25 protein-coding genes are annotated in these 22,021 nt (G+C 63.8%); 14 read left to right on the plus strand and 11 right to left on the minus strand.

The genetic code is table 11. The annotated features are described in order from the left end of the window. Window positions 1-21: 21 nt before the first annotated feature. From atpH to SynWH8101_RS11480, 7 genes are all read right to left on the minus strand, one after another. Window positions 22-570: an ATP synthase F1 subunit delta gene (gene atpH / locus SynWH8101_RS11450; RefSeq protein ID WP_130129871.1), complete on the minus strand. Its 549-nt coding sequence runs from the start codon at window positions 568-570 to the stop codon at window positions 22-24. Beyond that, window positions 570-1,088 carry a F0F1 ATP synthase subunit B gene (locus tag SynWH8101_RS11455; RefSeq protein WP_130129872.1) on the minus strand — a complete coding sequence of 173 codons (519 nt, stop codon included), beginning with the start codon at window positions 1,086-1,088 and terminating at the stop codon, window positions 570-572. The genes atpH and SynWH8101_RS11455 overlap by 1 nt, the downstream gene beginning before the upstream one ends. Further along, window positions 1,088-1,552: a F0F1 ATP synthase subunit B' gene (locus tag SynWH8101_RS11460; RefSeq protein ID WP_130129873.1), complete on the minus strand. Its 465-nt coding sequence runs from the start codon at window positions 1,550-1,552 to the stop codon at window positions 1,088-1,090. The genes SynWH8101_RS11455 and SynWH8101_RS11460 overlap by 1 nt, the downstream gene beginning before the upstream one ends. A gap of 89 nt (window positions 1,553-1,641) precedes the next feature. Continuing rightward, the gene (gene atpE / locus SynWH8101_RS11465) at window positions 1,642-1,890 is read right to left on the minus strand and encodes an ATP synthase F0 subunit C (RefSeq protein WP_006911576.1); all 249 of its coding nucleotides are present in this window, start codon (window positions 1,888-1,890) and stop codon (window positions 1,642-1,644) included. Between the two features lie 151 nt (window positions 1,891-2,041). Beyond that, window positions 2,042-2,770, minus strand: a complete 729-nt coding sequence (atpB, locus tag SynWH8101_RS11470; protein ID WP_007101636.1) for a F0F1 ATP synthase subunit A — start codon at window positions 2,768-2,770, stop codon at window positions 2,042-2,044. Window positions 2,771-2,792: 22 nt separating this feature from the next. Continuing rightward, entirely contained in the window at window positions 2,793-3,128 is a 336-nt protein-coding gene (locus SynWH8101_RS11475; RefSeq protein WP_130130506.1) for a hypothetical protein, read from the minus strand. A gap of 101 nt (window positions 3,129-3,229) precedes the next feature. Continuing rightward, window positions 3,230-4,438 (minus strand): bifunctional 2-polyprenyl-6-hydroxyphenol methylase/3-demethylubiquinol 3-O-methyltransferase UbiG, encoded by a 1,209-nt coding sequence (locus SynWH8101_RS11480; protein ID WP_130129874.1) that lies wholly within the window; start codon window positions 4,436-4,438, stop codon window positions 3,230-3,232. Between the two features lie 164 nt (window positions 4,439-4,602). On the opposite strand from SynWH8101_RS11480, the gene SynWH8101_RS11485 reads away from it, so the two are divergent. The 7 genes from SynWH8101_RS11485 to SynWH8101_RS11515 all read left to right on the plus strand — a co-directional run bounded on the left by SynWH8101_RS11485 (window position 4,603) and on the right by SynWH8101_RS11515 (window position 12,606). Continuing rightward, complete coding sequence (locus tag SynWH8101_RS11485; RefSeq protein ID WP_130129875.1) at window positions 4,603-7,641, plus strand: phycobilisome rod-core linker polypeptide; 3,039 nt, start codon at window positions 4,603-4,605, stop codon at window positions 7,639-7,641. A 349-nt stretch (window positions 7,642-7,990) separates the two neighbouring features. Continuing rightward, complete coding sequence (locus SynWH8101_RS11490; RefSeq protein WP_007101632.1) at window positions 7,991-8,476, plus strand: allophycocyanin subunit alpha; 486 nt, start codon at window positions 7,991-7,993, stop codon at window positions 8,474-8,476. Window positions 8,477-8,518: 42 nt separating this feature from the next. Continuing rightward, entirely contained in the window at window positions 8,519-9,007 is a 489-nt protein-coding gene (gene apcB / locus SynWH8101_RS11495; RefSeq protein ID WP_007101631.1) for an allophycocyanin subunit beta, read from the plus strand. Between the two features lie 5 nt (window positions 9,008-9,012). Continuing rightward, complete coding sequence (locus SynWH8101_RS11500) at window positions 9,013-9,213, plus strand: phycobilisome linker polypeptide (RefSeq protein ID WP_007101630.1); 201 nt, start codon at window positions 9,013-9,015, stop codon at window positions 9,211-9,213. Between the two features lie 90 nt (window positions 9,214-9,303). Continuing rightward, window positions 9,304-10,572 carry an FtsW/RodA/SpoVE family cell cycle protein gene (locus SynWH8101_RS11505; RefSeq protein ID WP_254427954.1) on the plus strand — a complete coding sequence of 423 codons (1,269 nt, stop codon included), beginning with the start codon at window positions 9,304-9,306 and terminating at the stop codon, window positions 10,570-10,572. A 68-nt stretch (window positions 10,573-10,640) separates the two neighbouring features. Further along, entirely contained in the window at window positions 10,641-11,309 is a 669-nt protein-coding gene (locus SynWH8101_RS11510; protein WP_130129876.1) for a cytochrome c biogenesis CcdA family protein, read from the plus strand. A 4-nt stretch (window positions 11,310-11,313) separates the two neighbouring features. Beyond that, entirely contained in the window at window positions 11,314-12,606 is a 1,293-nt protein-coding gene (locus SynWH8101_RS11515; RefSeq protein WP_130129877.1) for a cytochrome c biogenesis protein ResB, read from the plus strand. Here the strand turns inward: SynWH8101_RS11515 and queF are convergent. Beyond that, a complete protein-coding gene (queF, locus tag SynWH8101_RS11520; protein WP_254427955.1) occupies window positions 12,578-13,033 on the minus strand; it encodes a preQ(1) synthase in 456 nt (151 codons plus the stop codon). The genes SynWH8101_RS11515 and queF overlap by 29 nt on opposite strands. A 247-nt stretch (window positions 13,034-13,280) precedes the next feature. Between queF and SynWH8101_RS11525 the strand changes: the two genes are divergently transcribed. The 3 genes from SynWH8101_RS11525 (at window position 13,281) to SynWH8101_RS11535 (ending at window position 14,175) form a co-directional block, all read left to right on the plus strand. Beyond that, entirely contained in the window at window positions 13,281-13,499 is a 219-nt protein-coding gene (locus tag SynWH8101_RS11525) for a DUF4278 domain-containing protein (protein ID WP_130129878.1), read from the plus strand. A 69-nt stretch (window positions 13,500-13,568) separates the two neighbouring features. Continuing rightward, complete coding sequence (locus tag SynWH8101_RS11530) at window positions 13,569-13,796, plus strand: hypothetical protein (protein WP_130129879.1); 228 nt, start codon at window positions 13,569-13,571, stop codon at window positions 13,794-13,796. Between the two features lie 40 nt (window positions 13,797-13,836). Next, on the plus strand, window positions 13,837-14,175 hold the full coding sequence (locus SynWH8101_RS11535) for a P-II family nitrogen regulator (RefSeq protein WP_007101622.1): 339 nt from the start codon (window positions 13,837-13,839) through the stop codon (window positions 14,173-14,175). A gap of 10 nt (window positions 14,176-14,185) precedes the next feature. On the opposite strand, the gene SynWH8101_RS11540 is transcribed toward SynWH8101_RS11535, so the two are convergent. Further along, a complete protein-coding gene (locus SynWH8101_RS11540; RefSeq protein WP_130129880.1) occupies window positions 14,186-15,001 on the minus strand; it encodes a TlyA family RNA methyltransferase in 816 nt (271 codons plus the stop codon). 99 nt (window positions 15,002-15,100) lie between these two features. Between SynWH8101_RS11540 and SynWH8101_RS11545 the strand changes: the two genes are divergently transcribed. The 4 genes from SynWH8101_RS11545 (at window position 15,101) to fumC (ending at window position 18,238) form a co-directional block, all read left to right on the plus strand. Further along, the gene (locus SynWH8101_RS11545) at window positions 15,101-15,364 is read left to right on the plus strand and encodes a hypothetical protein (RefSeq protein ID WP_370586998.1); all 264 of its coding nucleotides are present in this window, start codon (window positions 15,101-15,103) and stop codon (window positions 15,362-15,364) included. Window positions 15,365-15,433: 69 nt separating this feature from the next. Then, window positions 15,434-16,729: an adenylosuccinate lyase gene (gene purB, locus SynWH8101_RS11550; RefSeq protein ID WP_130129881.1), complete on the plus strand. Its 1,296-nt coding sequence runs from the start codon at window positions 15,434-15,436 to the stop codon at window positions 16,727-16,729. A gap of 13 nt (window positions 16,730-16,742) precedes the next feature. After that, window positions 16,743-16,844 carry an adenylosuccinate lyase gene (locus tag SynWH8101_RS11555; RefSeq protein ID WP_130129882.1) on the plus strand — a complete coding sequence of 34 codons (102 nt, stop codon included), beginning with the start codon at window positions 16,743-16,745 and terminating at the stop codon, window positions 16,842-16,844. Continuing rightward, entirely contained in the window at window positions 16,841-18,238 is a 1,398-nt protein-coding gene (gene fumC / locus SynWH8101_RS11560) for a class II fumarate hydratase (RefSeq protein WP_130129883.1), read from the plus strand. Before SynWH8101_RS11555 ends, fumC begins: the two co-directional genes overlap by 4 nt. A 16-nt stretch (window positions 18,239-18,254) precedes the next feature. Here the strand turns inward: fumC and SynWH8101_RS11565 are convergent, their stop codons facing one another. Further along, window positions 18,255-21,023, minus strand: a complete 2,769-nt coding sequence (locus SynWH8101_RS11565; protein ID WP_130129884.1) for an RNA helicase — start codon at window positions 21,021-21,023, stop codon at window positions 18,255-18,257. Between the two features lie 10 nt (window positions 21,024-21,033). Further along, window positions 21,034-21,972, minus strand: a complete 939-nt coding sequence (locus tag SynWH8101_RS11570) for a bile acid:sodium symporter family protein (RefSeq protein WP_254427956.1) — start codon at window positions 21,970-21,972, stop codon at window positions 21,034-21,036. Window positions 21,973-22,021 lie beyond the last annotated feature (49 nt).

Consider the following 22,021-nt stretch of genomic DNA (forward strand, 5'->3'; position numbering starts at 1 on the left):
AGCGGAGTAGGGAAAGAAGCCTCAGCTCGCTTTGGCGAGCGACAGACCGAGACGGCGAACTTGGCCAGCCAGACTGGCATCAATGACCTGGGAACCCAGGTTCACAACGAAACCACCGATCAGACTGGGATCGACGCTGAGGTCGAGTTCCACGGTTCCGGTGCCGACCATGGCCTGCACTTTCCCAGTGAGGGCCGCGAGCTGCTCGTCACTGAGGGCCTGGGCCGTGGAAACCTTGGCCAGAGCGATACGGCGGGATTCCCGATACAGCTCGAGGTAACGGAGCAACACCGCATCGAAAGCGGCAAGGCGATGACGGTCGGCCAGAACCTTGAGCAGATTGAGAAGAGATGGCTTCAACTGCTCAGCGAGAAGACTGGTCAGAGCCTGTTTCTTGCCGTCTGGTTCCAGCACGGGCGAGGTCATCGCCTCACGAAACTCCTGGGAGCTGTTCCAGAGGCCCAGAAGGTCTTTGCACTGCTGGGCGACGTCGTCAGATTCCTGACGTCCGTCGGTGACCTGCAGCAATGCTTCGGCGTAAGGGGTGGCCAGGGAATTGAGCAATGGCATCAGGCGTCCTCCAGATTGGCGATGGAGGCATCGATGAGACGGGATTGACCGTTGGCATCAAGGCGACCAGGCAATTCGGCCATGACCTTGTCGATCGCGGCCATGGCGGCTTCACGGCGAAGTTGCTCACTCAATCGGGCACCCTCGGCAGTGAGCTCGGAAAGAGCGTCCTGCTTGAGAGCAGCCATGGCTGAAATTGTGCGCTTCTCGCCATCCAGACGGATTGCCTCTGCACGGGCCTTGCCGTCGGCAAGAATCGTTTCAGCTTTCTGCTGAGCCGCAGCGAGGTCGGCCTGCGCCTTGGCGAGATCAGCCGTTGCTTTCTTCAGACGGGTCTCGGCATCGTCGAGATCGTGAAGGATCGCCTGGCGACGGCGTTCAAGAATGCCGCCGAGGAATCCCTTCAGGAACCAGCCCAGCACCCCGATCACAATGATCAGGTTGATCAGGTTGGTCTCGAACAGGTTCCGGTTGATCCCGAAACCTTCAGACGCGAAAAGCAAAGAGAACGTCATCATCAGGCCGCCAGCAATCGTTGAATGATCTGGGAGCTGAGTTGATCGACCTGGGCCATCAACTGGGCTGAAGCCTGCTCACGCTGTGACTCGATCTCGCGACGGGCCTGCTCGCGCGTGCGATTGGCTTCCGCCTCCGCTTCAGCGAGAGCTTCGCGATACAGACGGTCCACCTCCTGCTCGGCCTCCACGATGGCGGCCTGAGCGGCCTGTCGAGCGCTCCGAAGCTGCTCGGTGAGGTCGGCTTCCAGACGCTCAACCTGGGCCAGCTTCTGCTTGGCCTCGGCGCGGCTGGTGGAAATGTAACCCTCACGATCTTCCACGACCTTGCCGACCGGACGGAAGAAAAGGGAGTTGAGCAGGAAGGTGAGGAGCACCACCTGAACCGCCATCAGCGGCAGGGTGGCATCGAGGTCAAAAAGACCTCCCTCCGGTACCCCTGCTTCAGCGAGCAGAAGCCAGGTCATGAAAGAGGAGCGCTGGGTGGAAGCGAAACAGTGAACTCAGACGAAACCGCGGATCGCATCCCGGAGGATGGCGATCCGCGCTGCCTGAATCAGCCGGCGAAGGGGTTGGCGAACAGAAGCACCAGAGCCACAACCAGGCCGTAGATGGTGAGAGCTTCCATGAAGGCCAGGGACAGCAGCAGGGTGCCGCGGATCTTGCCCTCAGCCTCGGGCTGGCGGGCGATCCCTTCCACAGCCTGGCCGGCTGCGGTGCCCTGGCCGATGCCAGGGCCGATGGCGGCGAGACCCACCGCGAGGGCGGCGGCCAGGACGGAGGCGGCGGAGGTCAGATCACTCATTGGTGGAAAGCGTTGGGGTTGCGCAGGATGAGCGCGGAAAGGGCAGAGCGCGCCCGGGACACTCCCTGAAAGGAGTGGGCCCGGTTCCACCCGGACCTGCGCGCGATGTGTTTAGCAGATCGCCGGGGACCGGCGAAAGCGATAGGGAGACCTAGTGGGCCTCTTCGTGAACGGCTTCGCCGATGTAATTGGCGGCGAGAGTGGCAAAAATCAGAGCCTGGATCGCACTGGTGAACAGGCCGAGGAACATGGCGGGCAAGGGAACCAGGACAGGAACCAGGAAAGCCAGCACAGCCACAACCAGTTCATCCGCCAGAATGTTTCCGAACAGACGGAAGGACAGCGATAGAGGCTTCGTGAAATCTTCGATGATTTTGAACGGAAGCATGATCGGAGTCGGATCCACGTAGTACTCGAAGTAGCGCAGACCTTTACGACTCAGACCGGCATAGAAGTAAGAGAGAGACACCAACAGGGCCATGGCCACGGTGGTGTTGATATCAGCCGTTGGGGCGCCAAGCTCGCCGTTGGGAAGCTCAACAAGCTTCCAGGGAATCAGAGCGCCGCCCCAGTTGCAGACAAAAATGAACAAAAACAGGGTGCCGACAAAAGGCAGCCAGTCGCGGTAGGCCTTTTCGCCAATCTGCTCCCGGGCAAGATCGCGCAGATAATCCCAAAGGAACTCGAGGAGGTTCTGCACACCCCGGGGATCACGCTCCATTTTGCGGGTGCCGACGACCACGAGGGCCAGCAGCACACCGATCACAACCCAGGAGCTGAGAAACACCTGGCCGTGGAGGTTGAGATTGCCGATCTGCCAGTACAGATGCTGGCCCACCTCCAGTTCGGCGAAGGGAAGGGGGAGGGGCAACAGAGCCATGAAGTCAGGGGGTTGCGCGGACTCAGGCGTCAGTGACGGCCTGAAGGATCAAGGCGGGCTTGTAGAGAAGAAAACCGAAGAAGGCGGGAAGCAAGTCGAGCTGGGGAAGCCTGGCCGAGGCGACGATCAGGAGCATCGGCACAACCAGCTGAAATCGCCCCACCTGACGGGATCCTCCGCCGAGCCGGGCCACGCTGCGGGCGAGCAGACGCAGGTACAGAAGACCGGCGGCTGCTCCCACCAACAGGCTGCGGGCCACAAGGAGATCGAAACGGATGGCTGCGACAAGGGCCGCAACCAGTGAAACGATCAAGGTGGCCAGCATCAGTCGCCGTTGCAGTCGGGCGTAATCGTCCATTCCGTTGTCGGCTGGGCCGGAGGCCAGAGCCGCATCAGTGGAAGACAACGCCTGCAAACAGCTTCTGAGAAAGCGCGCGGAATCTATCACGCGTGCTCGGCTCATCCCCCTTGGGGAGCACGCAGGAGCAGCAGTCTCCGCCGCCAGAGATCCCGAACGATGGAGGCGTTGATCTCCAGGCCGGCCAGGGATTGCAGGGGCACCCCGGGCTGAGCTTCCACAGCACGCAGCACGGCGACCTCAGCGTCGCTGAGCGACAGGGGCTCGAGGTCCGGACCGAGCAGGCTCCCGGAAGGCCAGCCCCAGAGGCAGGGCTGAAGCTCAGCAGAAGCATTCAGCAACAGCCGATCGTCCAGCCATTGATTTGGCACCACCGGGCGCCGCGTCAGAAAAAACTCAAAATGACTGATGTCGGGATCGAGCTCCTCGACAAGAGCCCACTGCTCGCGAGGAGAGAGCGCAACGGCTCTCTCCAGGAGCTCACCGGTGAGAAGGCGGGATGGGTCCCACACCGCAGGATTGGAGAAACCGGCGAAATGAAGCCCCGCCGCTTCGATCAGAGCCATCAGCCGCTCCAGGTTGTAACTGGTCTCCTGGGGATGCAGATACATATCGGCGAAGTTGGCATCCGCGGCCGTGTCAAGCGCCCATCGCTGCTCGTGATGGCGCCGGAGCCGATGCTCTTCGGGAAGCACCTGAAAGAGTTCTCGGCCCAATCTCAGACCGCTCTCCCCCGTGCCCACCCCCAGGAGAGCGAGGGCCCGCTGACAGCGATGAATTTCCCAACGCCCCGCATCGGCGTAAAGAAACAGATGCAGAATTCCGTCCTCCGCCATCAGGTCAGCCAGGGAGCGCAGTCCGGCGAGGGGATCCCGGAGATGGTGGAGCACTCCCACGGAATTGATGTAGTCAAACGGCCCCTCGCCAGCGAGATCCAAGAGGCTGCGTTGTTCCTGGCGCAGTGCCACCACGCGCTCGCCTCCTCCGGAACGACGCAGGCGCTCCCGCGCCACCTCCAGGGCGCCGGCGCTGATGTCCACCGCCAGCACATCCGCCCCCGGATTGAGATGGCAGAGGTAATCCGTGCTGACCCCGGTGCCGCAACCGGCATCGAGTAAGCGCACGGGATGGGGGGCACCGCCGGACGGGCTCGGCAACTGCCCCCGCACAGCGGACTGGACGCTGGCCCAACACCAACGCCAGTTGTAACCAGGCGGGGGGCCATCCTGGAGCGGATCACCCGGGTAGGGGAAGCGGTCATAAAAGGCGCTCACCACTGGCGTGGCAGCGTCGCGGCGGGAGTCGGACATGCGGATGGGAGCAGACGGCAACACCGCTGGGGTGTGTCGCGAGCTTTTCATGCGCCATGGCGCCATTCCGGGCGCGCAGCCACGGCCTGCAAACATTTGTTCATGCCCTTCCTGGAGCCCAGAAGGCGACCCGTAACCTGGCCGGATCCGGCTTGCTTTCGTTCATGACCGTGACCGCCAGCAGCGGCAGCCCCAGGGTTTCCCCTCAGCTGTTCGACACCCTGCCGCTCTCCAGCGTTCGTCAGGCTGAACAACAGGACCGCTTTCCCGATGGAGCGGAGCTCGACAACCTGGTCACCTTCTTCCGCAGCGGTCAGGATCGTCTTGCTGCTGCCCAGGTGCTGGCCGCCAACGCCGAAGCGATCGTGGCTCGAGCCGCCAACCGGATTTTTGCTGGCGGTACGCCGCTGTCGTTCCTCGACGCACCCCTGAGCACGGGTGAGACCAGCGCAGCCGACGGCACACCGCTGGCATCGGATCAGGTGGCATTCGCTCAGTCAGTGCGCACCTTCACCGGTGCTGACGGCTCGGCCGGACGCGGCAACTTCCTCAGCCGCCTGCTCCAGGGCAGTGGAGAAGACGCTGACGTCCGCGTGGTGCTGCCGACCGGATTTGCTCCGATCAGCGTTGCGAAATACGGCCCTGATCGAATGCGGAAATCCATCCGCGATCTCGGCTGGTTCCTGCGCTACGTGGGTTATGCCCTCGTGGCGGGTGACCCCAGCATCCTTGCCGTGAACACCCGCGGCCTGCGCGACGTACTGGAAAAGGGCTGCTCCCTCGCCGCCACCAACGTGGCACTTCAGGAAATGCGTGCTGCCGCAGCCAGCCTGCTCAAGCAGCAGCCGGAAGCGCGACGCCTCACCGTGCAGTGCTTCAACGTGCTGCTCGAAGAACTGGCGATTCCAACACCTTCGGCCCGACAGCGCCTGGGCAGCCCCGAAAACCAGGGCCTGCAACTGCCGGCGATCTATGCCCTAGCCGCCAAAGGCAAGGCTCTGCGCTACACCATGAAGCCGGCCATGACCGGCGCCCAGAAAGCCGAGGTGGTTCGCGCCGCCTATCGCCAGGTGTTCGAACGCGACATCACCAAGGCCTATTCACAGAAGCCCTGCCCTGTGGAGGCCACCCAGGTGCGTCAGGGTGACATCTCCATGCGCGAATTCATCCGTGCCCTGGGCCGCAGCAAGGAGTACCGCCAACAGTTCTACGCACGCTTCTCTAACAGCCGGGCCGTGGAACTCGCCTTCCGCCACTTCCTCGGACGCGGGATCAGCTCCCGCGAGGAATTCACTCGTTATTTCGACATCGTCAGCACCCAGGGGCTGAACGGTCTGGTGGATGCGCTGATCAACACAATGGAGTATGCGCGCGTCTTCGGCGAGGAAACCGTTCCCTTCCTGAGGGATCTGGGCGAGGAAGCCCAGGAGAGTGCCGGCTGGGGCTCGAACCGCAAGCTCTTCCGCTTCAGCGCCCCCTTCGAAGGTGCACCCCAATACGTCACTCTCTATGCCTCCTACCGCCAGCCCTGCGGCGACCAGCATGCCTACGGCGGCGGCAATGACCCGCTAGGCATTCAGTACGGCGCCATCTTCCCCTCCGCCACCGCATCGGTTGCCACCCGCCCGGCCCCAGCCGGCTACGACAACCGCAGGATCCTCGTGGGTAATGGCATGCGGGAGCCCGGTCAGATGGCCAGCCCCCAGTTCCGTGGCAGCACGCCTCGCCGTGTTGGCCCCAGGGTCATGCGTCTCCAGCAGATCGCCACCGGCGGGAATTCCATCCCTCGACGGGCCGGCCAGCCAAGCATTCGCGGCACCGAATCCAGCACCCAGGCGGTGATCAACGCCGTTTACGTCCAGGTGCTGGGCAGCGCCGGCTACGAAGGCGAGCGCAACAAGGTGGAAGAGATCAAGCTGGAAAACGGCGACATCAGTCTGCGTGAATTCGTGCGCCAGGTCGCCCGCTCCCAAGCCTTCCGCCGTCGCTATTGGAGTGGCCTTTACCTCACCAAAGCGATTGAGGTGATGCATCGCCGCCTGCTCGGCCGTCCCACCTTCGGGCGCTGGGAGATCGATGCTCTGTTTGATACGGCAGCGCAACATGGTTTCTACGGCGTGGTGGATGCGCTGATCAACAGCAGCGAATACAACGACTGCTTTGGTGAAGACACCGTGCCCTATGAGCGGTTCATCACCCCCACCGACCTGCGCACGCGTCGGGTCCCGGCCCTCAAGCGTCCCGTTGACCTGATTGCAGCGGGCGTCGCTACCACCTATCAACGCCCCAACGTGTTGAAGCCGAAGGGCTTCCGTTCCAGCGCCGATCTCACGCGCCGCAATCTGGCCGACCGCCCAACCGTTCGCGGCAGCTGGACTGCCCAGCTCACCGGTGGCCAGGTGCAGGAGACGCGCCCGGCGCAACAGCAGGGCCCCGAAAGCCTGCGCAGCCAGCCCATACCCCGCCGGCGCTGGAGCGCACCGCGCTGGCAGCCCGGCGGTGGCCAAGCGCCCAGCTGGAGCAGCGCTTCTGCAACGGCGGCACCGATCGCGCCCAAACCCAGCGCCCTGGCAGGTGCAGTCCCCAGCTGGAGCAGCACCAGCAGCAGCGTCGGCTTCGGCCTCCCCGAAACGGCCGAAACCGCCATGCGCAAGGCTCTCGCCGGTGCCATCCCCACCGGGCTCCGCCGGCGTGAGGGGCTCGATCGCCCCCTGCGCCTGGCGGAGGCTGCGACCGGGAACGAAATCGACGCCGCGATTCAGGCGATCTATCGCCAGCTGCTCAACCGCATGCCAGTGGAGTCGGAACGTCTCAGCGATGCGGAATCCCTGTTCCGTCAACGCCGCCTCAGCGTGGCCGAATTTGTTGGCCGCGTGGCCGCCAGTGAGCTTTTCCAGCAGCGTCTCTGGCGCATGGCCCCACTGCGGGCCGCGACGGCAGCTCATCTGGCGCTACTAGGTCGGGCGCCGCTGCCCCGCGAAGTGAGCGTGTTCCTGGCCACGCGCGTCAAGCAGGGCCAGCAGGCCGCTATCGATCGCTTGCTGAGCTCCGAGGCTTACGCCAATGCCTTCGGTGCCGATCAGATTCCGAGCTACCAGGGCATGAACAGCCAGGACGGCATCACGATGGCCAGCTTCAACCGTGGCGCAGCGCTGTATGGCGGCAACGCCGGCCTCAATCCTCCGCTCAAAGGCGCCATCTGATCCAAAGCCTGCGCCACATGCGCCGGCGTCGGATCTGCCGAACAAATCACCCCATGCACTCACCTGTGCATGGGGCTTTTTCTTGGGTTTGTTGTCATCAATAGAGCGCAAAATTGATGGCGATTGTGTTGATCAATGCTGCGATCGCCCCATGGACAGCCCCCCCGCAGACTCCTTGCGCTGCAATGACTCTTAAGGATTCAGGGCGGAGTGAAGAACTGTTACCGGCTCCGGGGGAGATTCTCAACGCTGCCACAGAATGCTGGGGCGATCAGGCACACTGGTCGCGTCAACCACTCACCGGATATCGGTCTCCTTCGGGCGGCCGCTTGTTTCGAGGCAGAACTGCATGAGCATCGTCTCCAACTCGATCATCAACGCGGACGCCGAAGCCCGCTACCTCAGCCCTGGCGAACTCGACCAGATCAAGGCGTTCGTCGCCGGCGGTCAGCGTCGCCTCCGCATCGCCCAGGTTCTCAGCGAAAGCAGGGAGCGCATCGTCAAGCAGGCCGCTGGCCAGCTCTTCCAGAAGCGCCCTGACGTCATCTCCCCCGGCGGCAACGCCTATGGCGAAGAAATGACCGCCTCCTGCCTGCGCGACATGGACTACTACCTGCGTCTCGTCACCTACGGCGTGGTCGCTGGAGACGTCACCCCGATCGAAGAGATCGGCGTGATTGGCGCTCGCGAGATGTATCGAGCCCTGGGCACTCCCCTCGAAGCCATGGCTGAAGCGATCCGCGAAATGAAGGCGGTGGCCATGGGCATTCTCACCGGCAGTGATGCCGAAGAAGCTGGCACCTACTTCGACTACGTGGTGGGCGCTCTCGCCTGACCTTCGTCGACTTCTCGCCTTCTCGCCCCCCTTCACGGATCCATGCAAGACGCCATCACCAACGTCATCAACAAGTCTGACGTTCAGGGTCTCTATCTCGACTCTGCGTCGATGAGCAACCTTGAGAGCTATTTCGCCAGTGGCGAACTGCGCGTCAAGGCCGCTGCCACCATCAGTGCCAACGCCTCCACCATCATTAAAGATGCGGTCGCCAAGGCTCTTCTCTACTCGGACATCACCCGTCCTGGTGGCAACATGTACACCACGCGCCGCTACGCCGCCTGCATCCGCGATCTGGATTACTACCTCCGGTATTCCACCTACGCCATGCTCGCCGGCGACACCTCCATCCTGGATGAGCGTGTGCTGAACGGCCTCAAAGAGACTTACAACTCTCTGGGTGTGCCCATTGGCGCCACTGTGCAAGCCATCCAAGCCATGAAAGAAGTCACCGCTTCGCTGGTCGGCCCCGATGCCGGGCGTGAAATGGGCGTGTACTTCGATTACATCTGCTCCGGCCTCGGCAACTAAGTCCCATGCGGTTGTTCAAAGTCACCGCCTGCATTCCAAGCCCTGAAAAGACTCGGAGTCAGCGCGAACTTCAAAACACCTTCTTCACGAAGTGGGTGCCTTACGACAGCTGGTTCGCTGAACAGCAGCGCATCATGAAGCAAGGTGGACGCATCCTGAAGGTCGAACTCTGCAGTGGGCGTCCTCAGGTGAACGTCGGCAATTGAGCCTCCATCAGTCCACCAATTTCAAGGTGTTAAGCCCGACGCCAAGTCGGGCTTTTTTGTGGCTTGGCAAAGTCGCCCTCAGGCGTCTGAATGGGAGGTCATGACTCGATGGCGTTGCGCAGTTCCCGTGTCCTCACCCGTAGAAGCCAGCCAGCCGAACGGGCAACCGAGCGGTCTGCCGGTTTCTGGCAGCGTCATCTGCCCCTCGATTGGTCGCTCTGGCCTGCTGAAGCCAGGCTATTGATCAGCCTCACCGCCATCTGGAGCATCGCCGGCCTGCTGATCCTGGCCTCCGCCAGCTGGTGGGTCGCAAGCCGGGAAATGGGCGAAGGGGCCTACTACGTGAAACGCCAGCTGATCTGGATGGGTGCCAGCTGGATGCTGCTGATCAGCGCGATCAGCACCGATCTCCGGCGCTGGATGAAGATCGCCGGTCCTGCGCTCTGGCTGGGAATCCTGCTGGTGGGAGCGACCCTCGTGTTCGGAAGCACGGTGAACGGCGCCAGCCGCTGGCTGGTGATCGGCCCGATTCAGATCCAGCCCTCCGAATTGGTGAAACCGTTTGTGGTGCTCCAGGCCGCCAGTCTGTTTGCGCACTGGAAACGCAGCGCCGCTGATCAGAAACTGCTCTGGCTCGGCAGCTTCGGAGCCCTCATCCTGCTGATCCTCAAACAACCGAACCTGAGCACCGCAGCACTCACCGGACTCCTGCTGTGGCTGATGGCCTTCTCAGCCGGTCTCCGCCTGCGAACCTTGTTCGGCACAGCGCTTCTGGGAGGGGTGCTGGGCTGCGCCAGCATCATGATCAATGACTATCAGCGTCTCCGGGTGATCTCCTTCCTGGACCCGTGGCAGGACCCCCAGGGCGACGGCTATCAACTCGTGCAGAGCCTGCTGGCGATCGGCTCGGGTGGTCTGTTTGGCGAAGGCTTCGGCCTCTCGACCCAGAAACTGCAGTATCTGCCGATCCAAAGCACCGATTTCATCTTTGCCGTGTATGCCGAGGAATTCGGCTTCATTGGCTCCTTGATGCTGATCCTGTTTCTCATGCTGGTGGGCTTCCTCGGCCTGCGGGTGGCACTGCGCTGCCGCAGCAATCAGGCCAGGCTCACGGCGATCGGCTGCACCAGCCTGTTGGTAGGGCAGTCGGTGATGAACCTGGCCGTGGCCTCCGGCTCGATGCCCACGACCGGTCTGCCTTTGCCAATGATCAGTTACGGCGGCAATTCCCTGCTGTCGAGCCTCTTGATCGCTGGGCTGCTGATCCGCTGCTCCCTCGAGTCCACCGGTCTGGTGGGATCGCGTCGATTGAAACGATCGAGCGACAGGTCACCCCAGGGCGGTCCTGCTGCTCGATAAGGTGAATTTTCCTCCCTCAGGCGATCATCAACCTCGATCTCCCCGGACTTGCCCAAAGCAGTGAGCAGCTGCTATCTCAGGCCCTCACCCAGCCGGGTCCGGTCACGGTAGGCCTGGTGTTCGCCGGCGGTGCCCTCACCAGCCTCGGCCCCTGCTCCCTCTCACTGCTGCCGGTGACCCTCGCTTACCTGGCGGGCTTTGAAGGGCGCCAAGCCCCCTTGCAGCGCAGCCTGCTCTTCTGCTCCGGCATCGTGTCGGCGCTGGTGATTCTGGGGAGCCTGAGCGGCCTGCTAGGGCGCATCTACGGACAAGTGCCCGATGCGCTCCCCACCGTGGTGGCCGTTCTCGCCCTGGTGATGGGCCTGAACCTGCTCGGCCTGGTCCGGCTCCCCCTTCCGGCAGGGCCCGATCCCCAGCACTGGTCCGAGCACGTGCCGGCCCCTCTGGCTCCGATCGCGGCAGGACTGGCCTTCGGCCTGGCCGCATCGCCCTGCACCACCCCCGTGCTCGCCGTGTTGCTGGGCTGGATCGCCACCAGCGGCAGCCCCCTGATCGGTGTGGTGTTGCTCACCAGCTTCGGCTTCGGCCAGGTGATGCCCTTGCTCCTGGCTGGCAGTGCCGCCGCCAGTGTTCCGGGGCTGCTCGCCCTGCGGCCGATCGGCCGCTGGGTTCCCCCCATCAGCGGCATGGTGCTCATCGCCACCGGTGCTCTCACCTTGTTCTCTCACTGGATCTGAACCGATGCCTGCCTTGCGCCGCCTGGCTGCCCTGCTGTCAGACCTGCGACTGGCGATCGGACTGCTCCTCCTCATCGCCCTGGCCAGCGCCATCGGCACGATCCTGCCCCAGGGCGAGGCCCCTGAGCTCTATCTGGAGCGCTTCAATGCCAGCCCCTGGCTGGGCCTGATCAACGGCGACTGGATGCTGACCCTCCAGCTCGACCACGTGTACAGCAGCACCTGGTTTCTGAGCCTGCTGGCCTGGCTGGGATTGGCGCTGATGCTCTGCAGCTGGCGCCGGCAGTGGCCGGCCCTGCAGGCGGCTCTGCGTTGGGTGGATTACAGGGAACCACGCCAGTTGAGCAAGCTGGCGCTGGCACAGAGCATCAGCCTGCCCGATCCCGATGCGGCCCTTCTGAGGCTCAGCCACACGTTGCGGCAATCGGGCTGGCAGGTGCAGGAGGGAGAGAAGCGCATCCAGGCCCGTCGCGGCACCATGGGTCGGGTCGGGCCACTTCTGGTGCACACCGGCCTGGTGCTCCTCATGCTGGGTGCCGCCTGGGGATCCCTGGCGGGTCACCGGCTGGAACGGTTCCTGGCTCCGGGCCGCAGTCTCGACCTGCTCGACCGCTCCGGCAACAGTCAACTCACTCTCACGCTGGAAGACTTCGCGATCGATCGGGACCCGGCCGGCCGGCCGGAACAATTTCGTTCGCGGCTGCTTCTGCAGGGCCCCGACGACGTCAACAGCGAACGGCAGATCAGCGTCAACCATCCGCTGCGCTACCGCGGCATGACGGTGTACCAGGCCGATTGGTCACTGGCCACAATCACCGTTCAGCTTGGCAACAGCCCGAAGCTGCAGCTGCCCCTGCAGAGCTTTCCCGAGCTGGGAGAGCAACTCTGGGGCCTGGTGCTGCCGACCCGGCCGGATGGCAGCGAACCAGTGCTGCTGACAGTGAGCAGCGAACAGGGACCAGTGCAGGTGTTCGGCGCAGGAGGAGAGGCTCTCGCGACCCTGCGCCCTGGAGGCGAGGCCACAGAGATCAACGGTCTGCCGATGCGAGTGTGGAGCATTCTTCCCGCCAGCGGGCTCCTGCTCAAGCGCGATCCAGGTGTGCCCCTGGTGTATTTGGGCTTTGGCATCACCCTGCTCGGGGGCGGCCTGAGCATGGTGGCCACCCGACAGCTGTGGGCGATTCAGGATGTTGATGGGCACCAGCTGCATGTGGCTGGCCTCTGCAACCGCAACCTTGGGGGCTTCGCCCGGGAGCTGCCGGAACTGATCAGCACGGCTGTCGCGAGCCGTGCGTGACGCGCACCACGGTGTGCACATTGCCGCGCGGATGAAAATCTGCCTCAAGCTGCATCCAGACCGGGTCGCAGGCCGCCACCAGGTCGTCGAGGATCCGATTCGTCACTTCCTCATGGGAAATCGTGCGATCGCGATAGCTGTTCACGTAGAGCTTGATCGCCTTGAGCTCCACCACGCGGGGCCCGGGCTGGTAGAGCAGGCGCAGAACGGCGAAATCGGGATAACCGGAAAACGGGCAGAGGCAGGTGAACTCCGGCAGCTCAATCGCAATCTCATAAGGCCGGCCGGGCCGGGGGTTCTCAAAGCAGATCAACTCGGCTTCAGCGATGGCGCGTTCGCCATACAGGGGCGTGCGCGTGGAGGAGGAGCCAGAGGGGACGTTGGCAGGGGAGTTAGACGCGGAGTCGGAGGCGGTGGACAAACGCATCACGTAGACGCAAGAGCATCATCACGCTACAAACTCACAAACTTTTCACAAACAAACAGGCAAACTGTTCACCATGAACAGCGTTGGTGGGGTAGAAATGCATTGAAGGACAAAACGTTGAGCTTGACGGGTGCTCCGCATCTGTCGTTCAGCTGGAAGTAGCCCCTCCGCAAGGCGAAGCAACGCTCCTTCCATCGAAGCGGCCCCGATCCATCGGGGACTTTCCAACCCCTTCGAGGCTCCCACCATGACTGTTCAACAACGCACCTACCGCGGCGTCGCCTACGACGCCAGCCAGCACGAGCAACCCAGCAAGCAGGCGGTGGATCACACCTACCGCGGTCAGCACTATGACGCCCCCCTGCGTCATGACGCCGCCGCTGCCGAGACCGGCGTTGAGCTGCACTATCGCGGCGCCACCTACGAGCACCGCCAGGCTGAGGCCCAGAACCAGGTCAACTCCTGATTCGGTTGCAAAAAGCACAACTCAGACCTGGGTGAAGCGCCGTAATGGACACATCACCCGGGTCTTTTCATGGATCTTTGCCTTTACAGCTCCAGCCCATCGATCCGCCTGCGCCCGGGGACCATTCACGGCATGCTCTGGCTCCAAATCCATTTTGAAGCGGAACACTGGGATCTTCTCGCCGATGGGCTGGTCACCCTTCCCACTGCCGATGCGGAAGCCCTGCGCCACGACGCCATTGCCGCAGGTCTGCAGGTGAGTCAGCTTCCGGCCCTTTCGGCAACCAAACGGATCTGACACACTTCCCCTGACTGAACGCCACCCCCGCTGCAATCACATGAAAAAAGTTGAGGCAATCATCCGCCCTTTCAAGCTGGAAGACGTGAAACTGGCCCTGGTCAACGCCGGAATCGTGGGCATGACCGTGAGCGAAGTTCGAGGCTTCGGCCGACAGAAAGGCCAGGTGGAGCGCTACCGCGGTTCGGAATTCACCGTTGAGTTTCTCCAGAAGCTCAAGGTTGAGGTTGTCATTGACGATGCAAGGGTTGACACCGTGGTGACCGCCATTGCGGAAGCCGCCAAAACCGGTGAAATCGGCGACGGCAAAATTTTCATCTCTCCAATCGACACCGTGGTGCGCATCCGCACCGGCGATCGCGACGGCTCCGCTCTCTGAGCGTCAACCGTTACCCAGCCAGCGTGGTGCGCACGAGCGTCTCGATGGCCTGGAGCTGAAGGGGAGTCTGGGGCTTCCCTTCAGACAACCAGAGCAGATATTCATGGTTGCCGGCGGGGCCGGTGATTGGGGAAGCCACCAGACCGTGGGGGCTCCAACCCAGCGGCTCTGCTGCTGCGATCACCCCCTTCAGGGCCACAACGTGGGCGTCGGGATCACGCACAACACCACCTTTACCGACCCGCTCTCGCCCCACTTCAAACTGCGGTTTCACCAACACCACAGCCTCGGAGCCCTCAGCTTGCAGCAAGCCGCGTAATGCCGGCAGCACCAAACCCAGTGAAATGAAAGACACGTCCGCCACCGCCAGGGTCGGTCGCGGATCCCCTGGGTCGAACAGATCCTCCGGCGTCAACCGCCTGAGGTTGGTGCGTTCCCGCAGGATCACCCGATCGTCGGTGCGCAGGCTCCAGGCCGTCTGCCCGTAGCCCACATCAATGCCATAGACCCGAGCGGCCCCATGCTGAAGGAGGCAGTCGGTGAAGCCGCCGGTTGAGATGCCGCCATCGAGGCAGATCCGACCCTCGAGCTTCAGGGGAAAGGCTTCGAGGGCAGCCAGAAGCTTCTCCCCACCGCGGGAGACAAAGCGTGGTGGCTGCTCGACGTGCACCTCCAGATCCGTCGGCACATCCTGGCCTGGTTTATCGAGCAGCTGACCGCGGCCATCCCGCACCCGACCGGCACGGATCAACTGCTGGGCCTGCTGTCGGGACGGCACCAGCCCCAGCGTCAGCAGATGTAAATCCAGGCGGTTCTTACGGGCCATTTCGTCATAAAAGCAGAGGGGAAAACCGAACAAAACCAGAGGTTCCCCCCAGCGCTGCAGGAACCGCCAGGAAGATCAGTCCAAGCCGCCCGCAGGGACGTGTCCGCTCAACAGCCCCCCCGATCCAACCAGCGTCGTCGCTCGTCCCATCGGCCCCATCTGCAGAGCGTGCCGAAGCAGGACGCCACACCCGTTCTCGAGCTGCTCGCTCCAGGCACGTTCGTGACTCTCGACAACCATCCCAATGATCTCCCCCCTTTTCAGGTGATCCAATGCCGGGGAGGGCGGTGCTGGGTGCGCCAGCAGGCCTGGGGACAACATGTGCAATGGGAGGTGGAGCACAACCGCCTCACCTCGGCCTGACGTCACAGCCACGATCGTCCGCCTCAGGCCACGCCATACATTGGTTGGGTTGTTGTCACGCGCTGGCCCTTGATCGAGCGCTACACCCTGCCCGAGATGGGCGAGCTCTGGACGGACAGGGCCAAATATCAAAGCTGGCTCGACGTGGAAGTCGCCGCCTGCGAAGCCAATTGCAGCCTCGGTCGCGTTCCCGAGTCAGCCATGCAGGAGATTCGCGCCAAAGCGCGTTTCGAGCCCGAGCGGATCCTCGCCATCGAAGCGGAGGTACGTCATGACGTGATCGCCTTCCTCACCAACGTCAACGAACACGTTGGGGATGCAGGCCGTTACATCCACGTAGGGATGACCAGCAGTGACGTGCTCGACACCGGTCTGGCGCTGCAGCTGAAAGCCTCCGTCGCCCTGCTGCGCAAGGAGCTGTCAGCACTGGATCAGGCCATTGCCGCGCTGGCTGCCGAGCACAAGGGCACCGTGATGATCGGCCGCTCCCACGCCATCCATGGCGAACCGATCACATTCGGCTTCAAGCTGGCCGGCTGGCTCGCGGAGACGCGGCGCAACGCCGAGCGCCTCGAGCGGCTGGAACGGGATGTGGCCGTCGGCCAGATCAGCGGCGCGATGGGCACCTACGCCAACACCGATCCCGAGGTGGAGCGCCTCACCTGCGAGCGCCTCGGTCTCAGCCCAGACACCGCCAGCACCCAGGTGATCTCCCGTGATCGTCACGCCGACTATGTGCAGACCCTGGCATTGGTGGGCGCATCCCTGGATCGCTTCGCCACCGAAATCCGCAACCTGCAGCGCACCGACGTTCTTGAGGTGGAGGAAAGCTTTGCCAAAGGCCAGAAGGGCAGCTCGGCCATGCCCCACAAACGCAACCCGATCCGCAGTGAACGCATCAGCGGCCTGGCCCGGGTGCTGCGCAGTTATGTGGTGGCAGCCCTCGAGAACGTGGCCCTCTGGCACGAGCGTGACATCAGCCACAGCTCCACCGAACGCATGATGCTTCCCGACTGTTCGGTGACCCTGCATTTCATGCTGAGGGAAATGACAGCCGTTGTGGCGGGCCTCGGGGTCTACCCCGACAACATGCGCCGCAATATGAATGTCTACGGCGGTGTGGTGTTCAGCCAGCGCGTGTTGCTGGGCCTAGTGGACGCCGGCATGAGCCGGGAGGACGCCTATCGGGTGGTGCAACGCAACGCCCACAGCGCTTGGAACAGCAACGGCGGCGACTTCCGCGCCAACCTGGCGGCGGATCCGGAGGTGACCGGCAAACTCAGCGCCGAGCAGCTAGCTGACTGCTTCAGCACCGACCTCCATCAGGCCAATCTCGGCGTGATCTGGGATCGCCTCGGCCTTTGAGTCGCACAAGGCGATGTTCTGGACCCCCTACGCCGACTGGATCTACGTGGGCATCAGCCTGAGCGGCCTGCTGCTGATCATCACGCTGGTGCTGCGGAGCAACCCGAAGCCATGACGCATGCAATCCGGACTGATCACGACAGCATGGGGCCTGTGGAGGTGCCAGCTGAGGCTCTCTGGGGCGCTCAGACCCAACGCTCGCTCCAGAATTTCGCCATCAGCCAAGACACCGTTCCCCTGGAACTGATCCACGCCCTGGCACGGATCAAACAGGTGGCCGCCGTGGTGAACACCCGCCTGGGCGTTCTCGATCAGGAGCGTTGCGCTCTGATTGTGGAGGCGGCGGCGGCGGTCGCCGAAGGCCAGCACGATGCCCACTTCCCCTTACGGGTCTGGCAGACCGGCAGCGGCACCCAGACCAACATGAACCTCAATGAGGTGATCAGCAATCTCGCGGCCCTATCCGCTGGCGAGCCCCTGGGGAGCCACAGGCCGGTGCATCCGAATGATCACGTCAATCGTTCGCAATCGACCAATGACGCCTTCCCGGCCGCCATCCACGTTGCAACCGCCGAAGGGATCAGCCGCCGCTTAGTGCCTGAACTGCAAAGACTGCACAAGGCCTTGGCCAAGAAAGCCGACGCCTGGAACGGGATTGTGAAAATCGGCCGCACCCACCTGCAGGACGCGGTACCGCTCACCCTGGGCCAGGAAGTGTCCGCCTGGCGCGACCAGGTCGGCACAGCAACCGAGCGGATCGATGCCTGCCTCGTCGAAGTGCTGCCTCTCCCCCTTGGCGGCACGGCCGTTGGCACAGGCCTGAACGCACCCGATGGCTTTGCGGAGCAGGCCGCCGCCGAGCTTGCACGCCTCACCGGCCTGCCCTTCCGCTCAGCACCAAACAAATTTGCCGTGATGGCCAGCCATGACGGCCTGGTGCATGCCATGGGTCAGCTGCGGCTGCTGGCGGTGACACTGCTGAAGATCGCCAACGACATCCGCTTGCTGGCTTGCGGCCCCCGCGCCGGCCTGGCCGAACTCCATCTGCCGGAAAACGAACCCGGCAGCTCGATCATGCCCGGCAAGGTGAATCCCACCCAGTGCGAGGCGATGGCGATGGTGTGCACCCAGGTGATCGGCCTCGATGCCGCTGTGGCCATGGCGGGAGCCGGTGGGCACCTGCAGATGAACGTCTACAAACCGTTGATCGGCTTCAATCTGCTCCAGGCGATCACCCTGCTCACGGATGCCTGCCGCTGCTTCCGGGTGGCGATGGTGGAAGGGATGGAACCGAACCTCAGCCGCATTCAACGCGACGTCGAGCAATCCCTGATGCTCGTGACGCCCCTGGCACCGGTGATCGGTTACGACAAAGCCTGTGCCATCGCCAAATATGCCCATGAGCAGGGCACGAGCCTTCGCGATGCCGCCCTGGAGCTGGGCTACGTCAGCGCTGATGATTTTGACCGGATCGTGGATCCGGCCGCGATGACCGTGCCGCACGGATAACCCCTGAAGCGGCCCGTCAGGCGGCCCGTTCCGTCGCCGGATTGAGGCCACCCGCCTCCGCCGCCTTGAGCAGATCCTCGGCTTCCGCCACCGGGAAACGGTTGATCGCTTTTAACGCCTGGCGGGCATGGCGCCGCAGCTGCTCACTGATCGCTTCGCAGTAGGGCACCTGGGCGAGCAGATCCACCGTGCGCCGCATGATCCTCACCACATCCCCCTCATCCAGGGAGGTATTGGCAATCAGATCGTTCCAGGCCGTGCCGCTTGCCCAGGCCTCCACCAGTCCCATCAGCTCCGGTTCCCACCAGGCGGGCACCACCACCTGGGCCCGCTCCTGGGCCCGCAGCAGCTCGCGACGGATCCCCATCAGGTCATGCAGAGCCTCCTCAGCCCGCGGCGGCGGCGGAAAACCGCTCCAGAGATCGGGGCGGTTCACCTCCGTGCTGATCACCTCGAACACCGCTGCCAGTTCCGCTGGCTGCAGCTCATCCAGGTGCCCACTCATTAGCGCCAGCCCCAACCAGAGTTCGTTATCACCGCGCAGGGCCGCCACGGTCCGCCCGATTTCGGTGGGTTCCAGATCATCCAAGCAGCCGAAGTGCTGCAGGATCTCAATCAAGGCCAGAAAGGTCTCCCAGTGCCGGTTGGCCCGGTGGTGAAGCATCTGCTGTCGCTCACGGATTTCCAGCTCCAGTTCCTCCATGCGGCGCCGGTGCTTCTTCAACTGACGGCGATCACCCCAGCGATGGGCGGGATGGGCCTCCAGGTCAGCCTCCAGCTCCTGCACCAGACGCGCCTGGGAAAGCACCTCACCGGCCAGGTCGTACTGGGGCGTGGTCATGTCGTGGCGTTGGGCCATGTGCCCCACCGCCAGGGCCAACCCACCGCTCTGCTGATCACCATGCCGCAGTTCACCGGCACGGCGCAGCTCCGGTGGACTCACCCCCTCCACCTGAAGGCAGCTCAGTTCCGCATGCAGGCTCACCACGGCCTGGCAGGGCAGCAGCAGCCAGACGTTGTCGTCGGTGAGGCACAGCAGCAGGGGGAACTGACCGGGGCCATCGCATTTCTCGACGATGACCGCGGGCGTAACCCCCCCCCGAAGCTGGGGCGCCTTGAGGCTCACCAGGGTGCCGACACTGGCGAACTGCAGCGCCAGCGTGAGCTCGTGGGCCAGGGTTTCTTCCGCTTGTTGCTGCAGGATCCTGAGCAAGCGACGCTCCTCGCGTAAGCGACCACGCCGTTTCTCGTACTCCTCGAAGTCTTCCCAGGGCACATCCCCCGCCGTGCCCTGCAGCTGACCGAGCTGGAGGCGCAGCTGGGTAAGGATCTCTTCCTCCTCGACCAGATCGAGGCTGGCGAGGTAACGGCCGAAACTGCGCTCCACCAGCTCCCGCGCCTTCGCCAGATCGTGGCGCTGCAACAGATTCAGCACCATGCCGTAACTCGGGGTGAACTGACTCACGAGCGGATCGGAGGGGCTGGTGGCCAGCTGCCCGGCCTCACGCACCCCCTCAAACCGGCTCTGCACCGTCACCACATAGCCCTGGGAATCGAGACCTCGCCGACCGGCGCGACCGGCCATCTGCAGAAACTCGCTCGCCATCAGCGGCCGATGGCCCCGCTCGGTGCGCTTGGACAACGCCGCGATCACGGTGCTGCGTGCCGGCATGTTGATACCCGCCGCCAGGGTTTCTGTGGCAAACACCACCTTCACCAACCCCTCCTGGAAGAGCTCCTCGATCAGCTCCTTCCAGGCGGGAAGCACGCCGGCATGGTGAGCGGCGATGCCGCGCAGGAGAGCGTCCGCATGCACCCCATCACGCACCGCCTCCGGATTGGCACTGGCGTAGGCCTTGAAGCGCTCGCGAATCCTCGCCTGCTCGTTCTCATTCACGAGGCATTGCGCACCGAGATCGCGCACCGCCTTGTCGCAACCGCGCCGGCTGAAAATGAAATAGATGGCCGGAAGCATGTCCCGTTCGGCCATCTGAGCGACCACGAAACTGATCGGCGGTGGCTCGGGCTGGGGCGGCTTGGGGGAGCGGCCTTTGCGTTTGCTCCCCTTCGGAGCACGCCAGACCTTGCAGTTGGGATGAAGACCGGTGCCCTGATCGTTCAGCAGCGGGTGCAGACCCTTGGCACTGCAGAAACTGAACTGCAGGGGAACGGGCCGATGATCACTCAGAACGAGCCGGGTGGGGCCATGCACCCGCTCGATCCAGTCGGTGAGTTGCCCGGCATTGGCCACCGTGGCGGAAAGGGCCACCAATTGCACCGAAGGCGGGCAGTGAATGATCGACTCCTCCCAGACCGTGCCCCGCTGGGAGTCGTTCATGTAGTGGCATTCATCGAGCACCACCGCCTCCACATCCGCCAACGGATCGTCATGCTCATCCGCCTCGGCGTAGAGCATGTTGCGGAAGATCTCGGTGGTCATCACCACGATGGAGGCCTCCCGGTTGACGCTGAGATCACCGGTCATCAGGCCCACGTTCTCCGCCCCGAACTGGGCGCGGAAATCGCGCAGTTTCTGGTTGGACAACGCCTTGAGCGGCGTGGTGTAAAACACTTTCTGGCGATGCGCGATCGCCCGATAGATGGCGTATTCGCCCACCAGGGTCTTGCCCGATCCCGTCGGTGCACTCACCACCACGGAATGGCCCTGATTGAGGGCCTCAATGGCCTCCAGCTGGAACCCGTCGAGAGGGAAGGGGAAAATCTGCGCCGGATCCGGCGACCCCACGCTTGCGGGCTCAGCAGCCAGGGTGTCGGTCTCGGCCATAAAGGCGATCCTAGGGACGCCGCCGCCACCAGGCCGCCAGGGCACTGCCAAGCAGGGAATGCACCACAGCGGAGATCGCCCCGGGCAGGGCCGTGAGCGGACTGGCGAACCCACCCGCCCGGGCCAACACCACCGCCAGGCCTGAGTTCTGCATCCCCACCTCCAGGCTGATCGTGCGGCGTGACGACGCCCCGTCTCCGAGCAGAGCCGGCACCAACAGCCCCAAGGCGAAGCCGCCGGCATGGAGCAGCACTGTGGCCAGAAGCAACAGCAGGCCCTGACTGAGCAACGCCTGGCGCTGGCCTGCCAGGATCCCGGCCACGATCAAGGCGATGGCGACCACGGCAATGGGCGGCATCAACGGTTCGATCCGCCGCGCCAGCCCCGGCTGCCCCTGCTTCAAGGCAACACCGAGTGCCACCGGCACCAGCACCACCTGCAGCACATTGATCAACAGGGTCCAGCCCTCCACGGGCACATAGCGCCCGGCCAGCAGGCTGGTGAGCAATGGCGTCAGCACCACCGCCAGACCCGTGCTCAGGCTGGTCATCACCACTGAAAGGGCCACATCAGCCCTGGCGATCAAGGCCACCACGTTGCTGGCCGTGCCACCGGGGCAACACCCCACCAGAATCAACCCCACCGCCAGAGGGGGGTCCAACCGCAGCCCCCAGGCCAGCAGGGCCGCCAACGACGGCATCACCAGAAACTGCAACGCCACACCGATCAGGGCGGAGCGGGGCCGAACCAGCACCCGGCGAAAGTCAGCCGGGGCAAGCCCAAGTCCCATGCCGAGCATGATCAGGGCAAGGCCCCAGGTGATCACGGGCCCCGCCACCCAGGCGAACAAGCCCGGCACCGCCAACGACAGTCCTGCCGCCAGCAGGGTCCAGAGCGGGAACAACAGGGTGAAACGCTCCAGCGACGGCAGCGATGGGGACGACGACACGAGCTCGGAGCGGCGACACGCCATCCTGCAGGCCGCGGTGATCGCCAAA

This window comes from Synechococcus sp. WH 8101, from assembly GCF_004209775.1.
Taxonomy (GTDB): domain Bacteria; phylum Cyanobacteriota; class Cyanobacteriia; order PCC-6307; family Cyanobiaceae; genus Synechococcus_C.

What these genes read in the sequence shown, in the direction of transcription:
- atpH (WP_130129871.1), bottom strand. Translation starts at nt 570, where the DNA reads ATGCCATTGCTCAATTCCCTGGCCACCCCTTACGCCGAAGCATTGCTG.
- SynWH8101_RS11455 (WP_130129872.1), bottom strand. Translation starts at nt 1,088, where the DNA reads ATGATGACGTTCTCTTTGCTTTTCGCGTCTGAAGGTTTCGGGATCAAC.
- SynWH8101_RS11460 (WP_130129873.1), bottom strand. Translation starts at nt 1,552, where the DNA reads ATGACCTGGCTTCTGCTCGCTGAAGCAGGGGTACCGGAGGGAGGTCTT.
- atpE (WP_006911576.1), bottom strand. Translation starts at nt 1,890, where the DNA reads ATGAGTGATCTGACCTCCGCCGCCTCCGTCCTGGCCGCCGCCCTCGCG.
- atpB (WP_007101636.1), bottom strand. Translation starts at nt 2,770, where the DNA reads ATGGCTCTGTTGCCCCTCCCCCTTCCCTTCGCCGAACTGGAGGTGGGC.
- SynWH8101_RS11475 (WP_130130506.1), bottom strand. Translation starts at nt 3,128, where the DNA reads ATGGACGATTACGCCCGACTGCAACGGCGACTGATGCTGGCCACCTTG.
- SynWH8101_RS11480 (WP_130129874.1), bottom strand. Translation starts at nt 4,438, where the DNA reads ATGTCCGACTCCCGCCGCGACGCTGCCACGCCAGTGGTGAGCGCCTTT.
- SynWH8101_RS11485 (WP_130129875.1), top strand. Translation starts at nt 4,603, where the DNA reads ATGACCGTGACCGCCAGCAGCGGCAGCCCCAGGGTTTCCCCTCAGCTG.
- SynWH8101_RS11490 (WP_007101632.1), top strand. Translation starts at nt 7,991, where the DNA reads ATGAGCATCGTCTCCAACTCGATCATCAACGCGGACGCCGAAGCCCGC.
- apcB (WP_007101631.1), top strand. Translation starts at nt 8,519, where the DNA reads ATGCAAGACGCCATCACCAACGTCATCAACAAGTCTGACGTTCAGGGT.
- SynWH8101_RS11500 (WP_007101630.1), top strand. Translation starts at nt 9,013, where the DNA reads ATGCGGTTGTTCAAAGTCACCGCCTGCATTCCAAGCCCTGAAAAGACT.
- SynWH8101_RS11505 (WP_254427954.1), top strand. Translation starts at nt 9,304, where the DNA reads ATGGGAGGTCATGACTCGATGGCGTTGCGCAGTTCCCGTGTCCTCACC.
- SynWH8101_RS11515 (WP_130129877.1), top strand. Translation starts at nt 11,314, where the DNA reads ATGCCTGCCTTGCGCCGCCTGGCTGCCCTGCTGTCAGACCTGCGACTG.
- queF (WP_254427955.1), bottom strand. Translation starts at nt 13,033, where the DNA reads ATGCGTTTGTCCACCGCCTCCGACTCCGCGTCTAACTCCCCTGCCAAC.
- SynWH8101_RS11525 (WP_130129878.1), top strand. Translation starts at nt 13,281, where the DNA reads ATGACTGTTCAACAACGCACCTACCGCGGCGTCGCCTACGACGCCAGC.
- SynWH8101_RS11530 (WP_130129879.1), top strand. Translation starts at nt 13,569, where the DNA reads ATGGATCTTTGCCTTTACAGCTCCAGCCCATCGATCCGCCTGCGCCCG.
- SynWH8101_RS11535 (WP_007101622.1), top strand. Translation starts at nt 13,837, where the DNA reads ATGAAAAAAGTTGAGGCAATCATCCGCCCTTTCAAGCTGGAAGACGTG.
- SynWH8101_RS11540 (WP_130129880.1), bottom strand. Translation starts at nt 15,001, where the DNA reads ATGGCCCGTAAGAACCGCCTGGATTTACATCTGCTGACGCTGGGGCTG.
- SynWH8101_RS11555 (WP_130129882.1), top strand. Translation starts at nt 16,743, where the DNA reads ATGTTCTGGACCCCCTACGCCGACTGGATCTACGTGGGCATCAGCCTG.
- fumC (WP_130129883.1), top strand. Translation starts at nt 16,841, where the DNA reads ATGACGCATGCAATCCGGACTGATCACGACAGCATGGGGCCTGTGGAG.
- SynWH8101_RS11565 (WP_130129884.1), bottom strand. Translation starts at nt 21,023, where the DNA reads ATGGCCGAGACCGACACCCTGGCTGCTGAGCCCGCAAGCGTGGGGTCG.